This window comes from Paenilisteria newyorkensis (genome assembly GCF_000766145.1).
GTDB classification, from domain to species: domain Bacteria; phylum Bacillota; class Bacilli; order Lactobacillales; family Listeriaceae; genus Listeria_A; species Listeria_A newyorkensis.
This window is the reverse complement of sequence record NZ_JNFB01000024.1, coordinates 179,647-198,902: the sequence shown is the minus strand read 5'-3', so window position 1 is coordinate 198,902 and position 19,256 is coordinate 179,647. Positions and strand designations below refer to the sequence as shown.

The following is a 19,256-nucleotide window of genomic DNA, read 5'->3' as shown; positions in this document are numbered from 1 at the left end:
TCATGCCTAGCATTGTTCTATAATCTATCCTTATCTACAATAAGTAATGGCTTCGGCCGATTGCGGAGAATTCCCGCCTCAATCAGACTCATCACCGTATGCGCCACATATTCACGCGACGTATTCGTATATCTTCCCAAAATTTCTTGCGTGAGTTGTCTCGGCAAAATAATCCCGTCGTCAGTCTCCGTGCCCAGCTCAAGCCCCGTTTTCAGAAGTACCTTCCTAATCCGCTCTTCCTTCTTCAAAAAAGTCAGCTTGCAGAAAAATTGGTATTCCTGTAGCTCTTCCGCCAAACACTGCGCCATGAAAAACGTGCCTTCCTGTTCGTGTTCATCCAAAATTGAAAACAAGAATGTACTATCCACTTCCATAATTTCGCCATGTCCTAAGCTTAGCAACTTTTGGCTCGGCTTCCAAGTATCATAATAAATATGGTGCAGTCCAAAACAATCGTGCTTCCCTATGAAACGCGTAATACCGCCCTTTGGCTTCTCATCTTGTATCACCACGCCATAGATACCACTCAAAATAAAGTATATTTTGAATTCTTTGTCTTGCTTATTCCGTAAAATATCGCCTTTTTTCGTACGGCTTACAGAACAATACTTATTATAATCCGGATGCTCAAAACAGTACTCTATTAATTTCGTTACAGTAATACTTGATTTTCCTTCTTTTAGAAATAGCATAGGCTCTCCTTCTCACTTTCCAATCGATGTATCTCTGAATTATAACATATGATAACTAAAAATGACTACTATATTACCGTCGAAAAGTTTATATTTTAGACACATTGGTCATTAAAAATACGATTTTAAAGCCTAAATCGTAAATTATATACACGATAAAATCCCAAAACAGGAATTTTAGTTCAGTTTTTTAACAATTATGAAACTGTATAATAAATGTAGCTTTTATCACATTAACCGTTGTTCATATTCCATTCACAATCATGCTTTATATTAGAGTGGCAGGAGGGAAACCTCACAAAGATATCGTAACATCGAAAGGAATGGAAAAAACATGAAAAAGAAAGCCAAGTCATCCTATAGCTGGAAACAGTTTTTCCAACTACTCATTTCCACTAGACCGTCAAAAGCAGTCATCATCGGCGGCTTTTTAGCAAGTTTAGTCACAACCGCGGCAGGACTCCTAATCCCGCTGTTCACCAAAAATCTGATCGACGGTTTTTCGCCATCCTCACTGAGCTGGCAAATGATCGTAACCATCGTCGCCGTCTTTATCCTCCAAGCCGTGACAAACGGTTTTGCGATTTTTCTACTCAACTTAATGGGCCAAAAAATGGTCGCGTCGATGCGTGAGAAACTATGGAAAAAAACGCTCAATTTGCCAGTATCGTATTTTGATAATACCAAGTCTGGTGAAATGGTCAGCCGAATGATTAACGATACCGTGGTCATCAAAGAGCTCATCGCCGACAGCCTGCCGCAGTTCGTAACCGGCGTCATCTCCGTTATCGGCGCCATCACCATCCTATTCGTTATGGATTGGAAAATGACATTGCTACTCATCGTCGCCGTTCCAATCACAGCAGTCATCATCGCACCACTCGGTCAAAAAATGTTCAAAATATCCCGAGGCATGCAAAAAGAAACCGCCGACTTCACGGGTTCTATCAGCCAAACATTATCCGAAGTACGCCTTGTTAAGTCGTCTAACGCAGAGGCAAAAGAAATCAGCGACGGCACATCCGGCATCACGCGCCTACTAAGATTCGGCGTCCGTGAAGCAAAAGTAACAGCCGTTATCGGCCCCTTGATGCTCTTCGTCGTGATGGGTGTCATCGTCGGAATCATCGGCTACGGCGGTATCCGCGTCTCAGCCGGCACACTTTCCACCGGTACACTGATTGCGTTCCTACTTTACCTATTCCAAATTATCGTTCCCGTCACATCTTTCGTCACCTTCTTCACCCAACTCCAAAAATCAAAAGGTGCCACAGAACGCATCTCCGAAATTTTGGAACATGAAGAAGAAAACATTTATGACGGCGCCAAAGTCGATGTTAGCGGCAAGAAAATTACTGCAAATAATCTCTTTTTCTCCTATAATGAAGATGAGCCAATTTTGCAAGATATCTCATTTGAGACAAGACCTGGCGAAGTTATTGCGTTCGCAGGGCCAAGTGGTGGCGGTAAATCGACCCTATTCGCCATTCTTGAGCGCTACTACAAGACGAATTCCGGTGAAATCCTGATTGGCGGGCAACCTTTGAACGAGATTTCGATTCATTCATGGCGCAGTCAAATCGGCTATGTTTCCCAAGAAAGCGCGATGCTATCCGGCACAATTCGCGACAATTTATGTTATGGTTTAGATAAAGAATTCAGCGACGATGACCTGTGGGCCGTTACAAAACTAGCCTACGCCGACACCTTCATTGCAAAACTGCCAAATCAACTAGATACCGAAGTCGGCGAACGTGGGGTGAAACTTTCCGGTGGTCAGCGTCAACGCATCGCGATTGCACGAGCGTTCCTTCGCGATCCAAAAATCTTGATGCTAGACGAAGCAACAGCTAGCCTTGACAGCCAATCTGAACGCATTGTCCAACAAGCCTTGGCGAACTTGATGGAAGGTCGGACAACATTCGTGATTGCCCATCGCCTATCCACGATTGTGAACGCGAATCAAATCCTATTTATCGAACACGGCGAAATCACAGGCCGCGGAACACATAGCGAACTCGTTGCCAGTCACCCACTATACGCAACATTCGCAGAGCAGCAGTTGACTTAATTGAAAAAAGTAGCGATATTTCCCGGGAAATATCGCTACAATTCGGAGGTGGAAACAATGAACCGCATTTTGATGGTAGATGACGATAGCAACATTCGCGAACTCGTCACCATTTTTCTAGAAAAAGAAGGCTTCACCGTTTTCAATGCAGAAGATGGCGTTGACGCGCTCGCCGTCCTTGAAAAAACGACGGTCGATTTAGCGATTATCGATATTATGATGCCGAACATGGACGGCTGGGAACTATGCAGCGCAATCAAAAATTTTCAAGAAATTCCCGTCATTTTCTTAACCGCACGTGGCGAAATCGAGCAGAAAATCAAAGGGTTCAGCCTCGGCGCCGATGATTACGTCGTCAAACCATTCGCCCCAGAAGAACTCGTAGCAAGAATCCGCGTCCTTCTGAAGCGCTATCAAATCCTAGCAACCCAAGAAATCCGCATAGGCAACATCTCCCTCAACGAAAAAGAGATGCTCGTCATGCTTCAAAACCGCGCCATCACGCTACCACTCAAGGAATTTCAACTCCTATTCCGACTCGCCGGCTATCCCGATAAAACATTTTCTCGCGAGCAACTCATCGAAGAAATCTGGGGCTACGATTACGAAGGCGACGAACGCACAGTGGACGTCCACATCAAACGCCTTCGCGAAAAATTCCCAACCGACATCTCCGGTTTTTCAATCCGCACCATTCGCGGACTCGGCTATCGCTTGGAGGAAGCCTAAATGATAAAAACACTCAAAAGAATTGGCAGTAGCATCCTGGTCGGCATTTTTTTCGTCCTATCCAACCTTGCCTCCTACACCGTTTTCACTTGGCTAAAAACAACCATCCATTTCTCTTGGCCAACCATCTGGGAACAAGCAGTCATCGCGGCTGGCGGCATCATTATCATGGTTTGTATCGGATTCATCCTCAGCCGCTTCTTTTTCCGACACGAAAGAACCTATTTCAAAATTTTCCGCTCCGTCCTAGAAGAAATTGGACGCGGTAATTTTCAAGTCAGCGAGCTATTAATCCCTTTGCAACGCATGGACGACGGTAATATCCGCGACACCGTTTTTCAAGTCGAAAAAATGGCAGAACAACTCGGCGAAATGGAAACACTGCGGCAAGACTTCATCGCCAACGTTTCCCACGAAATCCAATCACCACTCACATCGATTTCCGGCTTCACCAAACTGCTCCAAGACAACAACCTAAGCACCGAAAAACGCACCCATTACCTAGAAATCATTCAAGCAGAAACAAGCAGACTCTCCAAAATCAGCGAGAACCTACTCAAATTAACCGCCCTAGAAAAAAACGACTACAAACTAAACCCCACCGAGTTCCGGCTAGACTATCAAATCCGCGACATGATTCTAACCGCCGAACCCCAGTGGCAAAACAAGCAACTAGACGTCATCGTAGACCTCACACCAACCAAAATCTACGGCGACGAATCCCTACTCTACCAAGTTTGGCAAAACCTTTTTCATAACGCGATCAAATTCACACCAGAAAAAGGCACAATCCAAGTCACACTCGCCAAAAATAAAGACGACCAAACCGAAATCACCATCCAAGACAGCGGCATCGGCATTTCCCAAGAAGACCAATTACGCATCTTTGAACGATTTTACAAAGCCGACCTCTCTCGCCAAGCCAAAATCGGCGGCAGTGGACTCGGACTCTCAATTGTAAAACGAATTGCCGACCTACATGACATGACGATTGCCATTGATAGCAGCGAAGGATACGGAACCAAAATAACAATACAACTCTCGAATTTAAACAAACAGTATGCGCTGCGAGCTCAGAATTTAGACCTAATTTAATTAGACTCCTTGGCTAGCCTGAAATCGGTTAGCTCTTTTTACGTTATCCTACTTTTATCGATCGGCTTTTAATAAACATTTAATCTTTTCAAGATATCCAGTTAATATATGGATGATAAAGTTAATATAACGAAGGCTAGTTGTTACTTAGCAGAATACACATGCAAATCAAAAAAAGAGAAGGAGACTAAAAACATGAAGTTAACAACAAAATTTGCAGCAATAACCATATGCACCATTGGTCTAAGCGGAATAATGATACCACAAACAAGTGCATCATCCACAGAAAACATGGTTAGCGAGGCAACGAGTGCAAAAGCAACACCTAAAATCAAGAACGCTTTCCATCCATTATTAGCTAGTGATATTGCATTATAGTTAGGCAAAACAACAGAAGACCGCTTCACTGCTGAGGATGCAGCTAAAATTACAAGCCTAGTTATAAAGTCCGATGTTACAACATTCAAAGGTGTGAATCAGCTAGTCAACTTAAAACAGTTATTCTATGCTGGTGGTAGTGTTAAATCTATTGACCTAAGCGCGAATACAAAACTAGAACACCTTGCATTAGTAAATGGTCAAATGACAAAACTCAATGTAAGTGCTAATGAAAATCTAGTAAGTCTATCCATCAATAATAATTTGCTAAGAGCGTTAGATCTTACAAACAACGCAAAATTAAAATCATTACAAGCAAGCTCTAACCGTTTGAGAACGCTTGATTTTTCTAAGAACAGCGAGCTAACTTCTATTACTGTGGACAACAATCTATTAACAAGCTTGGACACAACATCTAACAAACAGTTGCAAACACTTTGGGCATATAATAACAAAATAGAGACAATTGACTTGTCCAAAAACAATCAGCTATCTATGCTATCTCTTGATAATAACGCTCTAAAGACATTAGATTTATCGCAGAACAAATCGCTACTTTTTGCTAGTGCTGCGAACAATCCAGGCGTTGTAACAGGAGCTATCAAAGAACTCTATCGTACTTATTAAATAATAATCTAGATTTGCGTGTTCTGTCTTCTTATTTCATATAGCATTCGTTAGAAAACATACTAAAAATAATAGACGAGGCCTAACTCATGGCCTCGTCTATTATTTTTAGTTACGATTTGATGTTATACTATTTCTCTTGCGAATGCGCTCATACCACATGGTCTCTGTACGACACATCCTATTTTTTCTAATCTATATCAAGGCGTATCTTCCAATGTCCAATGAATCGTTGTGCTATATTCCTTATTCGCACGCGCCGTTCCTGGACGAACATTCAAGACTAACTCAGAAGCATCCGCCGTATTTAAATCAATCTCCGTCACACCGTCTGAACCTGACGTATTTGAGAAAAACTCATTCGCCACGCCATTTAGCGGTGTCATAATCACATTCCCGTCTTGCTGATTTCGAACAAACAAGCTATTGATCAATTCCTCACCATCCGCCGTTGCGAGCGGAGAATCCAGTTGCGCCGTCAGTTTCCAATTAGTCCCTTCCGAACGCGTATCTTCAACCGTCAACTTCACATCATCTTGCGGCTTCAAAAACTGTTCACGTGAACTAATAGCCGCCGTTCCAAATGAAATTTCCGGTGTCGCTGATTTAAATTGTAACGTTCCAGCCAGAACCGTGACCGTAATCTCACGCTCTAACTCACCCAACGTCACCTTCACTTGATATTTTCCAGGTGTCGATGTAATCGCCTCATATCCAGTTACCTGAACAAACGCCATCACACTCTCACCCGTTGGAATAAAGTACGCCTGCACATTCGCCATTTCTAAAACCATGTCCTTCAAAGCAGCCGGTGTTCCTGGCACGTCCGCCGTCGCTACTATGAAATCGTTCGCATGCAAGAAAGAATTCTCATCTTTAATCGAGCTATCATTTTGCACAAAAACCGGAATCACAAAATCCGCAGCATTCCCAGCATTATCCGTCAACGTCACCGTCGCCGTCGTGTAGCCAATTTTAGAAACATCAGGCACTTCTGTAATCGCATAACTAATATTATCATCGCCGTTTCCAGCGTTATCCGTCACATTTTCCACAAGATTCTTCGGATTCGTCGTGAACTTATCACCAAGCGTTACAAACTGCCTAATCACGTCCGCCGTCGGAGCCGTTGTATCCACAACAGTCATCTGATTAGACATGATACTCGTATTCCCAGTCGCATCCTTCGCCACCGCGTAATACACTGTGTTCGGCGTCATCGGGCGTTTCTCAGCAGGAACCGTTATCGCAAAATTCCCCGTCCCGTTCGTCACACCACTCACAAACGCACTATCATCCTCCGCGTCGTAAATCGTAACCGTCGTTCCAACCTCCGCTTGCCCACTAATCACCGCATCCACATCTTTAATCGCGGCCAAAACTGGTACCTCAGGAGCCGTACCATCTTGAACAACCGTTTGCGCCGAAGCATCCTTCCCGTTCAAGAAAGCATAAATCTGCACCGTATTACCAGCCGTCAAAAACGTCCCCGCAGGCAACTCATAACGATAATTCCCGTCATTATCCGCAATCAAATGAAACTTCGTCGTCTTATCTTCCTCATTCGGTGAATCCAGCGTCCCAACAGGAATCGCAGGGTCACCAGAAAGTTGCACCGAAGCACCCGGATTCGCCTTCCCAGTAATCACCCGACTGTTTTCACGCTCCACATTATCACTCAAATTCCCAATCGTCACATCCACATCCGGAATCCCTTCAAAAAGGACACGCTTGAAATTCTGCGTTCTAAAGTTCGTCGTAAAACTATTTTTCGTCGCCGCATTTACCGATTGACCCGTTGCAGCCGTTACGTTCGCCGCACTATACGTCACCTTAACCTGAAACATCGGATTCCAAAGAAAACTAGAATTATCATCCATGCCATCCGTCCAAGCCTTCGTATTCCAAGCCTGAATCGACTGAACATCCACATCCAAGTTCCCCGACATCCGCAACAAACGAGCACCAGCAGCCGAATTCACATTATTAAACCTAAGATCAACACGTTTCGCGTTCGCAAATTGGAATTTTGAAGTCCCACGCAGATAAACCAAGTTCTTAGCCCCAGTCCCATCCGAGCTGACATCAAACACGCCATCCTTGCCAATCAAAATCGTACCAGTTCCCGTACTAAAAACATCCTGCGTAGAAGTCCCAGTATCCGTCGCTTCGAGCTTAAACTCCGCATTATCGCTAACATTCAAAGTTCCCGCACCATTAATATAGAACGGGCTACCATAATACATCGCGCCACGAGCCTTAATATCCACTTTTGCGTTATTAGAAACACTAAACGTACCAGCGTTCATCCAAATCCCGCCAACCGCAGTCCCCGAGGATGGAACCGCATTATCCATCTTCAGCGTCGCGCCATCACGTACGTTAATATTTCCATAACTAGTGATTCCTGAAACCGCACCATCCGCGACCGTAGAATTCGTTCCGGACGTATAAATGTCCAAAACCGAGTTCTCCGCAATATCTACCGTTCCACCTGTATAAATATACATCGCGCCACTAGATTCATTCGTCACCTTCACATCCGCGCCTTGCATTATATTCATATCACCAACCGCAAACGTCGTCTGATTCGCAAGCGTCGTATAACTCACACCATCAAAAGGGCTCACATAACTATTCGTCTGCGCAAAAGATGATTTTCCAGAAATTTTAGTCGTTGTCGCTGGGGCATGAATCGCTTGAGAACCACGGTAATTCACGTTATTATAAACAATCGTATTCGTAGCATTCGTTCCACCAGCCGAATTATCAGTATAAAAACCATAATAATTTTTCCCATACGTATTCAAATCATTAAACGTCACCACTTTTGGCAAAGAATACGTATCGTAAGGCGCATAAGACTGGTTTCTAAAATCAATCGTATGCCCATTCCCATTTATCGTAAACGGACGTTCCGGCATCCTTTGATAATAAGCACCCGTATTCGTCGGGCTCGCATCCGCCGCAGAAAACGCCGCATAATTAATATCCGCTAAAACATTAATTGTCGCGATATCCTTATTCATCATCGCATTATGAAACTCCGTCAACGTACTCACATTGGCAACGCTTGGATCTATAACATCCGCAAAAGTAACCAGTTCGTCCGCAACTCTTGGCATCACTTGCGGGCTCGGCGGTGCCACCGTCTTCTCTTCCTCTACTTTCGGCGTGACTTCTTCCACTTGTTCCCGCTCGGCGTCAATCGTCACCACATCCGACTTCACTTCATTTCCACTCGCATCATATCTCACAGCCTGAAGCGCATAACTCTGCGCCTTTTCAGCCGTCAAAAGTAAATCATACACATGCTCCGTCGCTTCACTATTCCAAGTCACCCGAGCAATCCCAGACTCCTCATCAAAATCAAGCGTACCCGCATTTTTCGCAGCATTATGCTCCTGCGTCGCCGCCAAATCCAAAATCATCCCAACCGGAATCGCGATAGAAACCGCATTCACCGTCTCCTCATCACTCGGCGGATCATCCGAATAACTCAGCGCCGTATCGTCTTTTACAGTCAAACTAAACTGGCGATTCTCCGTCTGCTTTGGCTTATCCACAACAAGCGACAAACCAGTTCCAGCCGAAACTTCAGTCGAAAACCAATTACCAAGACCCGCACTATTTATCGGTCCAATCATCGTAATCGTAAAAATCAGAAGAATAACAATTGGCATCTTCATTCTTTTTTTCATCATATAAAAAACTCCTCTCGTATCTCGTAAAGGCACACGTCCACGTCCATTAATCTAGCTACACTTCTATACTACATGCCAACACACGAAAAAACGGCCTTTTATCAAAAATTTCTACCGCCGAGGAATAAATGACGCCACAAAAAAACTTATCCTGTAAACGCAAATTTACAAGATAAGCTCCATTTCTTCTATTAAACTATTCAATCCCCGCCAATTTATGCGTCTGAATACTGAGCGACCACTTATCCTCGCCACGCTCCGCATTCAATTTTCCAAGCTGGCTAATCGTCTCCAACATATTAAATCCGCCATCCTCTTCACACGGCGATAAATAATACCGTTTCGCAGGAATCAACACCTCAATCTGCGCACAAAATTCCTGAATATCGCCATCCACAACTATCCGAACCTCATCCGCGCGCGATAAATGACGCTTCTCATACATTTTACTGTATAAACGTTTCGGACTCGTAGCCACATAATCAATCTCCACCGGCACTTCCTTCAAGCCATTCGTCTCAATCGCCAAATAGTAACCCTCCGCCTTCAAAACTTGCAAAAGCTCCTCAATCCCGCGTTGAATCGTTGGCTCACCACCAGTTATAACAATATTTCGCGCCGTATATTTATGCACCTCGTCCAAAATCTGCTGGCCCGTCATCATCTCGAACTCATTATAATTCGTATCACACCACGGGCAATCCAAGTTACACCGGCCAAAACGAATAAAAACGCTCGGCATCCCCGTATTATAACCCTCACCCTGCATCGTCTCAAAAATCTCCACAATTCGATACTCGCGGTCCATCATGCCCGTTCACCTCTATACTCACAAAAAGAAGTCGGCGTCTCACCAAGTCGAATCGCAGAAACGGGCAAATACGGCACTAACCAATCAAAAATCACCATCGCCATTCCCTCCGCAGTCGTCCGGCAAGGCAGCGCAACCGTTTTGCGATCCATCTCTTGCAGTAATTTTGCAATGCGGCACTCGTTCTCATTTTCCTCAAAATAAGCAAAAGCATGATCCAATTTCGCCGTCACGTGCTCCTTCACGATCCGCTTGATATCGCCGTAATCCAGCACCATCCCAGCCTTCGAACCATCCGCAATCAAGTCACCAGCCACTTCCACCTGCAGCGTATACGTATGACCATGCAAATGATGACATTTCCCGTCATGCCCATCCAACATGTGCGCCATATCGAACGTAAACTCCTTCGCAATCCGCATCATATCGCGCTTCCAGCCTTCTGCTCCAAGTACTCCGTCAAGCCCTTCTCCCGCAACTCACAACTCGGGCACTCGCCACATCCGCCTTCCACGCCCATATAACACGTATGCGTATGCTCCCGAACATAGTCCAGCCGTCCCAGCTCATCCGCTAATCTCCACGTTTCCGCCTTCGTCAAATACATCAACGGCGTCTTCACCACAAAAGGATAATCCATCGCCAAATTCAGCGTCACGTTCATCGATTTCACAAACACATCGCGGCAATCAGGATACCCACTAAAGTCCGTTTCACATACACCAATAATAATATCCGTAATGCCCTGCCCCTTCGCATACGTCCCCGCGAGCAACAAGAACAGCGCATTACGCCCATCTACAAACGTATTCGGATACTCCTCCGATTCCCCTTGCGAAATCTCCATCGACTCATCCATCAACGCATTATTTGTCGTTTGTTTTATAACCGACGTATCAATCACCGTCTGCTTCACATTCAAATCCTGCACAATCCATTTCGCCTTCTCAAGCTCAATCACATGCCGCTGACCATAGAAAAACGTGATAACCTCGACATTCTCTTTCCCATAATCCTGAATCGCCTGAAACAAACAAGTCGTCGAATCTTGCCCACCAGAAAAAACCACTAACGCTTTTTTATTTGTCATTTTCATTTCCTCCTACCGATTATCCACTTTTTCAGGGTACATATCATGATTCATTAGGCGATGCATCGCAACTTCTTCAAAGCGCGAGTCAGGTTTGCCATAATTCGCATACGGATCAATCGAAATCCCACCACGCGGCGTGAATTTCCCCCATACTTCAATGTATTTTGGCCCCATAAGCTCGATCAAATCCTTCATTATGATATTGATACAATCCTCATGAAAATCGCCATGGTTTCGAAAACTAAACAAATAAAGCTTCAGTGACTTACTTTCAACCATCATTTCGCCAGGCACATAGGAAATATAAATCGTCGCAAAGTCAGGCTGCCCAGTCATCGGACAAAGACTCGTAAACTCAGGGCAATTAAATTTCACAAAGTAATCATTATCCGGATGCTTATTCGGAAATGCTTCCAACACTTCCGGCGCGTAATCCATCCGATACTCCGTCCCCTGATTTCCTAAATGTGTGACACCAGCCAGTTCATCTTGGTTTCTCATATTTACTTCTCACTCCTTAGTTTTTTTACGTGGGATTGTCCCGAACCACGGAAACTTTAAACTTGTGCCTACACGATGTAAATCGGCGGCAAGCGCTCGCATTCAGGAGATTCGGCGGACTTCCGGTTCTCATGTACAGTCGTACACTCCGCTTCCGGCTTCCACCGAATCTCCTGAATACAAACGCTTTCGCTCAATTTGTGTGAAGCAGAATTTTTCGTCCTACCCTAAGGTAAAAACCTAATTCTGCGTCACGTCATGCTTAGCCACTCGTCTTAGCTTCTTTTAGAAATTAACACAGTTTTTGGGAATAGTCAAAGAAGTGTGCGCTAAGATGACGAATAGCGCACACTTCTTTGTTATAATAGCGAACCTAAAAACATTCCCGCAACGACCAGCGCGAGTCCCGCCGAATACGTCACGATTTGATACAAAATCACTTTTTTCCATTTGCGCTCGGCGTGTAACTGCACACTTTCCAATTTAAACGTCGAAAAAGTTGTAAATGCTCCTAAAAATCCCGTCGTTGCAAGCAGATTCCAGTCAAACGACAACTGCAACTGTACAACAAAGCCAAGCACAAACGCTCCCGACAAGTTAATAATCAACGTTGCAATCGGAAAATCCCATTTTACACGGCGCTTTATCCAAGTCGACAGCCAATATCGCGCATTTGCCCCAAAGAAAGCACCAATCGCAATGGAAATCACGTCCATCCACATCACAAATCGCCCTCCTTGACCGCTTCTCTTTTGCGCACGAATCGCCGTTCACCAAGCGTAAAACCTAGCCACGCCAACAAATTTCCGCCTAAAAAACTAAATCCTAAATAGGTAACCGCCAAAATTGCATTTCCCGACTCAAAAAGCCGTACAACTTCCAAGCTAAACGTCGAAAAAGTCGTATACGCGCCCAAAAATCCCGTTCCAACCGCAATCACCAAATCCGTATTCAAAATCGTCAACCGAAACAAATACGTCGTGAAAAATCCGAGTACCAAGCACCCACTCAAATTCACAAGCAATGTCCCCAGCGGAAAATCAGTTCCCCAGAAAACACCGACGCCCATTCCAACAAAATACCGGCACAGCGCCCCCGCAATCCCTGCGACGCCAATCATCAAAAACCGTTTCATTCGCTAACCTCACCCAATTTCAAATCCGCAAAATCAATCCGCTCCAGTCCATTCTCCTCAAACCACGCACGAACCCGCGGATCACAAAGCGTCGCAAGCTCTCGACATCTCGGCGCCGTCATGGATGAATTATCAAGCACAAACTGATCCAAAAATCCCGCATCAAAATGCATCTCAATCACTTTTTCCGGATCCTGCCGAAGCAACCCAAAATCATCCCGCAAAAAATTCTCAACCAGCGTCCCAGCCTCAATAAACGGCAATCCATTAACCTCCAAAAGCAATCCCGTCTCCACATATCCCGGCAACGAAGGCCAAACCTTATCCCCGCTATACTTCAACGTCGTATGTATCCCATATTCCAGCGCAATATCATAAAACGCCTGATCCACAACCTCATCACCGACCGCGTGACAATCAATATGCTCTGGAAAATGACCAAGCAGCTCCCGAAACCGCTCCATCTGCGCAATCGTTTCCAGACGAACCTCCTCATACACAAAATGCCCATTGCCACTCCGATAATACGCCGAACGATGAAAATTCCCGTTTTTATCAACCATCGAAGGAATTTTAGCAGGATCAGAACACGGTTTTCCGAGCAAAAAATTCGTATGCTGCCCAATAAACAAATCCGGACAAGCCACCGACGCCAATTTCACAGCATGTTCCGCAGCCTCCAAATTCGGCATCAACAACGTCGAACTCACAATTCCATTTAAATACGCTTCCATAACGCCATAATTGATCCCTTTTGACATTCCGAAATCATCCGCGTTCACTATCACTTTTTGCATTATCCATCACTCCTTTCTTCCTACCTAGACCTTCATCACAGCACTAAATAAAGACAAAAAATAACCATCCAACTCACTTTTTCCCCGCGGAGGTAGATGATTTTTCACAAATATTAGGCCATCATCTTTTCAACGGCTCTACACCAGGAAGTCATGTTAGCGCATGGCTCTCTTTTCCACCCCAATTCTAACACACACCAAAAAGATATTCAATCCACGCAAAAAAACTCCTCATGAACGCGCCACAAGGAGTTTTTCCATTATTTCATTTGTTTACGAATCCCGTTAAATAGTAACAAACACGCAATTCCTTGGAAAATAAAGAACGCGCCGAGTATCAAGCCGACAGTTACCGCAACAATCGCTGAGCTAAACAACGAGATGATTGCGATTAAAGCACCAATAATACCGATAATCATGATGAAAATCCAGCCTTTTGAGCCTTTCACCGAGAATGCCATCACGATATTCAGAATCGCCGAAGCAAGTACCCAAATAACGAAAATTAGCACGATGAATTTTTCACCAATATTGTTGTTAATCAGAATAATTAACCCCGCTAGGAACGATAGAGCACCATCCAAAAGAATCCAGTTCGAGATTTTCAAAACCTTCCGACCTTTGAAATAAGAAATAATCTCGTTCAAACCATTTAGTAATAACACAATTCCGATTACGAATGTGAAAGCCGCAAGCGACGTACTCGGATTAAATACAAACCAAAGTCCCAGTCCAATCATTACAAGTCCCATTACTAAAATAAAATACAAATAAAATTTACGCATGATTCCATTCCTCCCCTGATAGTATTGCAAAACCTTTGCTTTACTACTATACCCTAAGAATCACCGTTAAATCTACTTTTAAGCCAAACATTTTTTTCTGAAAACAGGAAAAAGCCAAGTAATCGAAAAGACTACTCGGCTCACATTTTATTATTTTGTGCCTAAGAATGGGCCGTACGTGTTCGCAAATGCGTTATTATACGAAACGCCTGCACTGCTCTTACCAGCATCCCAGTTTGCAGACCAAGTCATGATACCTTTCAGCGGAGTTCCCGCGTTTTTCAACATAGTGAAAGCATCGAAAACGTTTTGCGGATTAACCACATAACCAGCTGCCGCCGCATCATTATTCGTCGGTAAACCAATAACTAGCTTGTCAGCCGGAATTTGCAAGTAGCCACGCGTACCATGAATTAGCGAATCCGCCATGTAATAAATGAACTCTTTTTTCAGCGTGTCATTATTCTGCGCAATCCATTGGTTCGTTTCGTCAACCCAGACACCATCGCCACCTTGGTTGTAAAATTGAGGCGCGATATAGTCATAGTAACCAGTTAGCGATGTAATGTAACTTTGATACGCAGCGCCCGGCTTCAAATATGGAAACTCCGGAGCCATCGTAATCAGGAAGTTCTTGCCTTCCGCCGCATAATGATTTTTCACAATTTTAAGCGCCGCAGGAATCACCGTTTGGTTGTTCCCAGCCGTAATCGCCGTTTGCTCCAAATCAATATCCAAGCCGTCAAAACCGTACGTCTCTACTTGGCGAATAATTTCATTGGCAAACGCTTGCTCGTCACCAGTTTGCAGTTGAACATGTCCATCTGCACCACCAAGCGCCAACAACACGCTGCGTCCTTGTTTATTTAAAGCTCCAACTTGTGCGCGGAACTCACTATCCGTTAACCCAACCGGCTTGAACGTCGGAATCCGATTCACGCCATCGCCCTTCATGAAGGAGACCGGAACCACATTATACGCCGCGTTCACATCTTTCAACGCGATATCAGCCGAGGTACCTTGCTTGTAGCCATCTCTGCCCGTGGATTTCCAACTATGCCAATAACCGACTAAAACCTGTTTCCCTTGAATGCTAGGCATTGGTGTCGCATCATCAACCGCAGCATGAGCCTGTGTTCCTCCCGTTAAAGAAACCCCAACTGCCACCGCCGCTGTCAAAACTCCGCCTGCTACCCATTTCTTCGTGTTCTTCCAATCTACCATTCGTAAATCCCCCTCATTGTTTACGCTTTCAATAAGCGTTTTTTGCATTTTGTCATAATCCCTGACACTAAGCAAGTACCCGTGCCCTTTAGGAGTAAACCTCGGAAATAATTGGTTCAAACTATAATGGGTCTATACCAATTTGGTAGATTTGATTGTCTTGTCAACGCTTTCACGACTGTCCGATTTGTTTAAATTCTAACAAAAATAAAATTGGGCTTTTTTTGAAATCAGACTTTTAGACAAATAAAAAAGAAGCCAGACGCATCCAGCTTCCTCAAGTGCAAACCGAAGTAATACACCGCAATTCATAGTTTTAAAGAGCATCAATATCTCTTTGTTCCCTCGCCTTAAGAAACGTGACAAACTTGGCGATATACTTGAATAATACATAACCAAGCAACGCCCCAAATGTGTTACAAATAAGATCATCCACATCAAATGAGCGGTAGTTAAAGCCCAAAATTAAATTGATAGCCTCTTGAGTTAACTCGATAGTCAAGGAAAACAAAAATGAAATAAAGATAATTTTTTTAAATCCGAATTCTGGCAAAATAATTGGCAGATAAAATCCAAATGGGAAAAACAAAGCTATATTCGCAACTGGTTGATAAAAAGCACCTAGTATACCAACATAATCTATATCACTCATTGCGTCAATCCATGCCCTAAATGGAATCATATTATTAGACACGCCCTGCTTATATTTAATCATATCCAATATATATTCTTTTTGTACCGGTAACGGAAAAATAACGAGACAAATAACTATCATAATATAAATTGCAAAAAATGAAATCATCATAAGTTCCCGATTTGTTTTTTTATTTACTGTCTTCTTGTAAATAATTAGAGTACAGATGAATGTAACAATCATAATTAACAATGGAAAAATAAATTTCAACATAAGATTCAGTAGCTAAAACTAGCTTTTCCACTAATATATTTACCATTTTGATTCTTCCAAAACTCTGCACAATAAGATTTGCCTTTAGTTACAGAATACGAAAACTTTTTATTCCCTGTTGGAGAAAAATAAGTTCCACCTTTGTAGATATCATTTAAAATTACTCGATGTTCAAATAATTTCACACTAAACGAACTATCTTTACCCCAATTACTCACACTTCCTGATAAGATCCCTTTTGTCGCATTCATCTTACCGTTAACTGCGACCATATGCTTAAAATCATACGATACATTATTAACAGCCGCATAAGCTGTCAGCGGGACAAGTATACCCATAGAAAACACAACTGCAACGATACAATACTTCAAATTTTTAACCATTCCAAGCAACTCCTTTTTCGTATAATTAAACAATACCACACATTATGTGTCGAGTCAATTTAGATTTCCAACTCTATATGTCAAAAAGAACCGTTTTCCACCCTAGCAAAAGCTAACATGGAAAACGGCTCTTTTTTATATTACAACTCTTTCCCGTTCGTCTCAATCACTTTCTTATACCAATAAAAACTATCTTTCGGAATCCGAGTCATCGGGGCATCATCAGAAATATCACGATCCACATACACGAAACCGTAACGTTTTTGATAGCCGTTCAGCCAGCTCAGAAGATCCGTGAACGACCACGTGCAATAGCCGAGCATATCCACACCATCATCAATCGCCGCTTGAATAGCGCCCACGTGCGAGCTCAAATAGTCAATCCGATACGCATCATGCACTTCGCCATCCTCCAACTTATCAAACGCACCCAAACCATTTTCCGTAATCAAAATTGGTAACTGGTAGCGGCTATTAATCCGACGAAGCGCGATGTGAAGCCCATCAGGATCAATCGTCCAATCCCAGTCCGTAGTTTTCACATAAGGATTCTTCACTTTCTTGTACAAACCAGGAATCCCAGTCTCCTCCGCCGTTCCTTTTTTACCAGTCGTGTTGAACGTATTACTTTGGCCAACTCCATCCAGTGGATTATGAGCCGCAGTCGCAGATTGGTAATAGTTCAATCCCATGAAATCTGGTTTCGCAGACGCAAGCAATTCCATATCGCCAGGCTCAATCGTCGGCGCCAAATCATTCTCTTCCAAGTAACGCCAAACCGCCTTCGGATAAACGCCCCACGCATAAATATCCATCCAAAAATAACCGTTCAAGTCTTCCGCATTTTCCGCAGCAAGTACGTTTTTCGGATCCGTATCAACTGGATAATACGGCGTGTAAGCAAAACTCGGTCCAATTTTTCCATCCTTCACGATTTTATGGAACGCATTGATAACACTAGCATTCGCCAAATTCGCAATATGGTTTACCTGATACATCCGCTTGTCGTCCGTCACTTTCGGCGGATGAAGCGCCATCGAATAACCAAGCGATACAAAAATATTCTGCTCGTTCAAGGAAACCCAATACTTCACACGATCTCCGTAACGCTTGAATAACGTCACCGAATAATTCGTGAAATCCTCCACCACTTGGCGCGATTCCCAGCCACCGTACTCATCCATCAACGCCTGCGGAATATCCCAATGATAAAGCGTCACAAGCGGCTCGATATCATACTTCAACAACTCGTCGATAAGATCATCGTAGAACTTCAAACCAGCCTCGTTCACCTCACCCTTACCAGTCGGGAAAATACGGCTCCAAGCAATCGAAAAACGGTACGCCTTCAGTCCAGCATCCGCCATCAACTTCACGTCTTCCTTATAACGATGATAATGATCCACCGCCACATCACCATTCGTACCCTCGTATGTCGTACCAGGAATCTTCACAAAATTGTCCCAAACAGAAGGCCCCTTACCATCCGCGTCCCACGCACCCTCAATTTGATACGCCGCTGATGCAGAACCCCATAAAAAATCTTTCGGAAAAGCCGTATGTTGTTTGTGCTCCATTATTAAAACCTCCATTTAGGTAAAATATATTCTTCTTCATTTTAAAGTATATTCTTTTAAATTGGTAGCAGAAAGGTCATTATTTCCCGGGAAATAACGAAAAACCCGCGCAGATTTGCAAACGGGCTTCACATTTTAGGCTTTCACATCATCATATTTCTCGGGTTTACGCTCAAACTCAGCTTTAGCGAACGGGCAGGTTGCTGTAATTTTCTTACCCTCTGCACGCATTGTCTCTGCCACTTTCTCCACGAGCTGTGACGCAATCCCTTGCCCACGAAGGCTCTCATCAACAAAAGTATGATCCAAAATAACAAGCGAATCCCCACTCGGAACCCACGTTACTTCCGCGATCAATTTTCCGTCCGCATCTTCCTTAAAAAAACGATTCTCACCCTTCACAAATTCCATCATCATAACCTCCTATTTCACTCGATACTTCCAGAGCACCACTCGGACAGCGATGGCTATCAGAGGAACGAGAAATACTCATTTTCGTCGTTAAAAGCTCCGTTCCGATGCTCATGTACAATCGTACGCTCCGCTTCGGTACTCACTTTTGCCTAGAAACTAAGCACTTCTCGTTCCTCTGAGGTTTGGCAATTAGTCACTCGTATCAAACACAGCCGGGTCACCCTTCACACATTTCGCTGCATGTTCACAAATCGCCGTATTAAAATAAACATCGATCTTCTCGCCTCGGTATTCACGATAACCCTTCTCTATCCAATCACTCATCAGTCGCAC

Annotated in this window: 21 protein-coding genes and 1 riboswitch; of the genes, 5 read left to right on the top strand and 16 right to left on the bottom strand. The window is 43.8% G+C overall.

The genetic code is table 11. The features are described from left to right. Positions 1-17 precede the first annotated feature (17 nt). Positions 18-692, bottom strand: a complete 675-nt coding sequence (locus EP58_RS10190) for a Crp/Fnr family transcriptional regulator (protein WP_036093093.1) — start codon at positions 690-692, stop codon at positions 18-20. Positions 693-1,026: 334 nt separating this feature from the next. Between EP58_RS10190 and EP58_RS10185 the strand changes: the two genes are divergently transcribed. The 5 genes from EP58_RS10185 (at position 1,027) to EP58_RS10165 (ending at position 5,592) form a co-directional block, all read left to right on the top strand. Continuing rightward, on the top strand, positions 1,027-2,763 hold the full coding sequence (locus EP58_RS10185; protein WP_036093091.1) for an ABC transporter ATP-binding protein: 1,737 nt from the start codon (positions 1,027-1,029) through the stop codon (positions 2,761-2,763). Between the two features lie 57 nt (positions 2,764-2,820). After that, positions 2,821-3,492: a response regulator transcription factor gene (locus EP58_RS10180; protein ID WP_036093090.1), complete on the top strand. Its 672-nt coding sequence runs from the start codon at positions 2,821-2,823 to the stop codon at positions 3,490-3,492. Beyond that, complete coding sequence (locus EP58_RS10175; protein ID WP_052171431.1) at positions 3,493-4,587, top strand: sensor histidine kinase; 1,095 nt, start codon at positions 3,493-3,495, stop codon at positions 4,585-4,587. Positions 4,588-4,782: 195 nt separating this feature from the next. After that, complete coding sequence (locus EP58_RS10170) at positions 4,783-4,965, top strand: hypothetical protein (RefSeq protein ID WP_036093088.1); 183 nt, start codon at positions 4,783-4,785, stop codon at positions 4,963-4,965. Between the two features lie 93 nt (positions 4,966-5,058). Beyond that, positions 5,059-5,592 carry a hypothetical protein gene (locus EP58_RS10165; protein WP_036093086.1) on the top strand — a complete coding sequence of 178 codons (534 nt, stop codon included), beginning with the start codon at positions 5,059-5,061 and terminating at the stop codon, positions 5,590-5,592. Positions 5,593-5,792: 200 nt separating this feature from the next. On the opposite strand, the gene EP58_RS10160 is transcribed toward EP58_RS10165, so the two are convergent. The 15 genes from EP58_RS10160 to EP58_RS17235 form a co-directional block, all read right to left on the bottom strand. After that, positions 5,793-9,296: a pectate lyase-like adhesive domain-containing protein gene (locus tag EP58_RS10160; protein ID WP_036093085.1), complete on the bottom strand. Its 3,504-nt coding sequence runs from the start codon at positions 9,294-9,296 to the stop codon at positions 5,793-5,795. A 196-nt stretch (positions 9,297-9,492) separates the two neighbouring features. Continuing rightward, positions 9,493-10,107 carry a 7-carboxy-7-deazaguanine synthase QueE gene (locus tag EP58_RS10155; RefSeq protein ID WP_036093084.1) on the bottom strand — a complete coding sequence of 205 codons (615 nt, stop codon included), beginning with the start codon at positions 10,105-10,107 and terminating at the stop codon, positions 9,493-9,495. Next, positions 10,104-10,532, bottom strand: coding sequence for a 6-carboxytetrahydropterin synthase QueD (queD, locus tag EP58_RS10150; protein WP_036093082.1), 429 nt, complete (start codon positions 10,530-10,532; stop codon positions 10,104-10,106). Before queD ends, EP58_RS10155 begins: the two co-directional genes overlap by 4 nt. Beyond that, on the bottom strand, positions 10,529-11,203 hold the full coding sequence (gene queC / locus EP58_RS10145; RefSeq protein WP_036093080.1) for a 7-cyano-7-deazaguanine synthase QueC: 675 nt from the start codon (positions 11,201-11,203) through the stop codon (positions 10,529-10,531). The genes queD and queC overlap by 4 nt, the downstream gene beginning before the upstream one ends. Positions 11,204-11,209: 6 nt before the next feature. Then, the gene (gene queF, locus EP58_RS10140; protein ID WP_036093078.1) at positions 11,210-11,701 is read right to left on the bottom strand and encodes a preQ(1) synthase; all 492 of its coding nucleotides are present in this window, start codon (positions 11,699-11,701) and stop codon (positions 11,210-11,212) included. A 10-nt stretch (positions 11,702-11,711) separates the two neighbouring features. Beyond that, positions 11,712-11,756: riboswitch (PreQ1 riboswitch) on the bottom strand. Positions 11,757-12,060: 304 nt separating this feature from the next. Next, on the bottom strand, positions 12,061-12,423 hold the full coding sequence (gene crcB, locus EP58_RS10135) for a fluoride efflux transporter CrcB (protein ID WP_036093076.1): 363 nt from the start codon (positions 12,421-12,423) through the stop codon (positions 12,061-12,063). After that, a complete protein-coding gene (gene crcB / locus EP58_RS10130; protein WP_036093075.1) occupies positions 12,423-12,836 on the bottom strand; it encodes a fluoride efflux transporter CrcB in 414 nt (137 codons plus the stop codon). Before crcB (EP58_RS10130) ends, crcB (EP58_RS10135) begins: the two co-directional genes overlap by 1 nt. Then, positions 12,833-13,633, bottom strand: coding sequence for a ChbG/HpnK family deacetylase (locus EP58_RS10125; RefSeq protein ID WP_036093073.1), 801 nt, complete (start codon positions 13,631-13,633; stop codon positions 12,833-12,835). Before EP58_RS10125 ends, crcB (EP58_RS10130) begins: the two co-directional genes overlap by 4 nt. A 260-nt stretch (positions 13,634-13,893) precedes the next feature. Further along, a complete protein-coding gene (locus EP58_RS10120) occupies positions 13,894-14,418 on the bottom strand; it encodes an HdeD family acid-resistance protein (protein WP_036093072.1) in 525 nt (174 codons plus the stop codon). Positions 14,419-14,568: 150 nt separating this feature from the next. After that, positions 14,569-15,642, bottom strand: coding sequence for a chitinase (locus tag EP58_RS10115; RefSeq protein ID WP_036093070.1), 1,074 nt, complete (start codon positions 15,640-15,642; stop codon positions 14,569-14,571). Between the two features lie 316 nt (positions 15,643-15,958). Further along, positions 15,959-16,444, bottom strand: coding sequence for a VanZ family protein (locus tag EP58_RS17025; RefSeq protein ID WP_255309530.1), 486 nt, complete (start codon positions 16,442-16,444; stop codon positions 15,959-15,961). A gap of 110 nt (positions 16,445-16,554) precedes the next feature. Next, positions 16,555-16,932 carry a hypothetical protein gene (locus EP58_RS10105; protein WP_036093069.1) on the bottom strand — a complete coding sequence of 126 codons (378 nt, stop codon included), beginning with the start codon at positions 16,930-16,932 and terminating at the stop codon, positions 16,555-16,557. A 140-nt stretch (positions 16,933-17,072) separates the two neighbouring features. Further along, positions 17,073-18,509 carry a glycoside hydrolase family 1 protein gene (locus EP58_RS10100; protein WP_036093067.1) on the bottom strand — a complete coding sequence of 479 codons (1,437 nt, stop codon included), beginning with the start codon at positions 18,507-18,509 and terminating at the stop codon, positions 17,073-17,075. Between the two features lie 135 nt (positions 18,510-18,644). Further along, positions 18,645-18,920 carry a GNAT family N-acetyltransferase gene (locus EP58_RS10095; RefSeq protein ID WP_036093066.1) on the bottom strand — a complete coding sequence of 92 codons (276 nt, stop codon included), beginning with the start codon at positions 18,918-18,920 and terminating at the stop codon, positions 18,645-18,647. A 192-nt stretch (positions 18,921-19,112) separates the two neighbouring features. Further along, complete coding sequence (locus EP58_RS17235; RefSeq protein WP_077917893.1) at positions 19,113-19,247, bottom strand: (4Fe-4S)-binding protein; 135 nt, start codon at positions 19,245-19,247, stop codon at positions 19,113-19,115. Positions 19,248-19,256 lie beyond the last annotated feature (9 nt).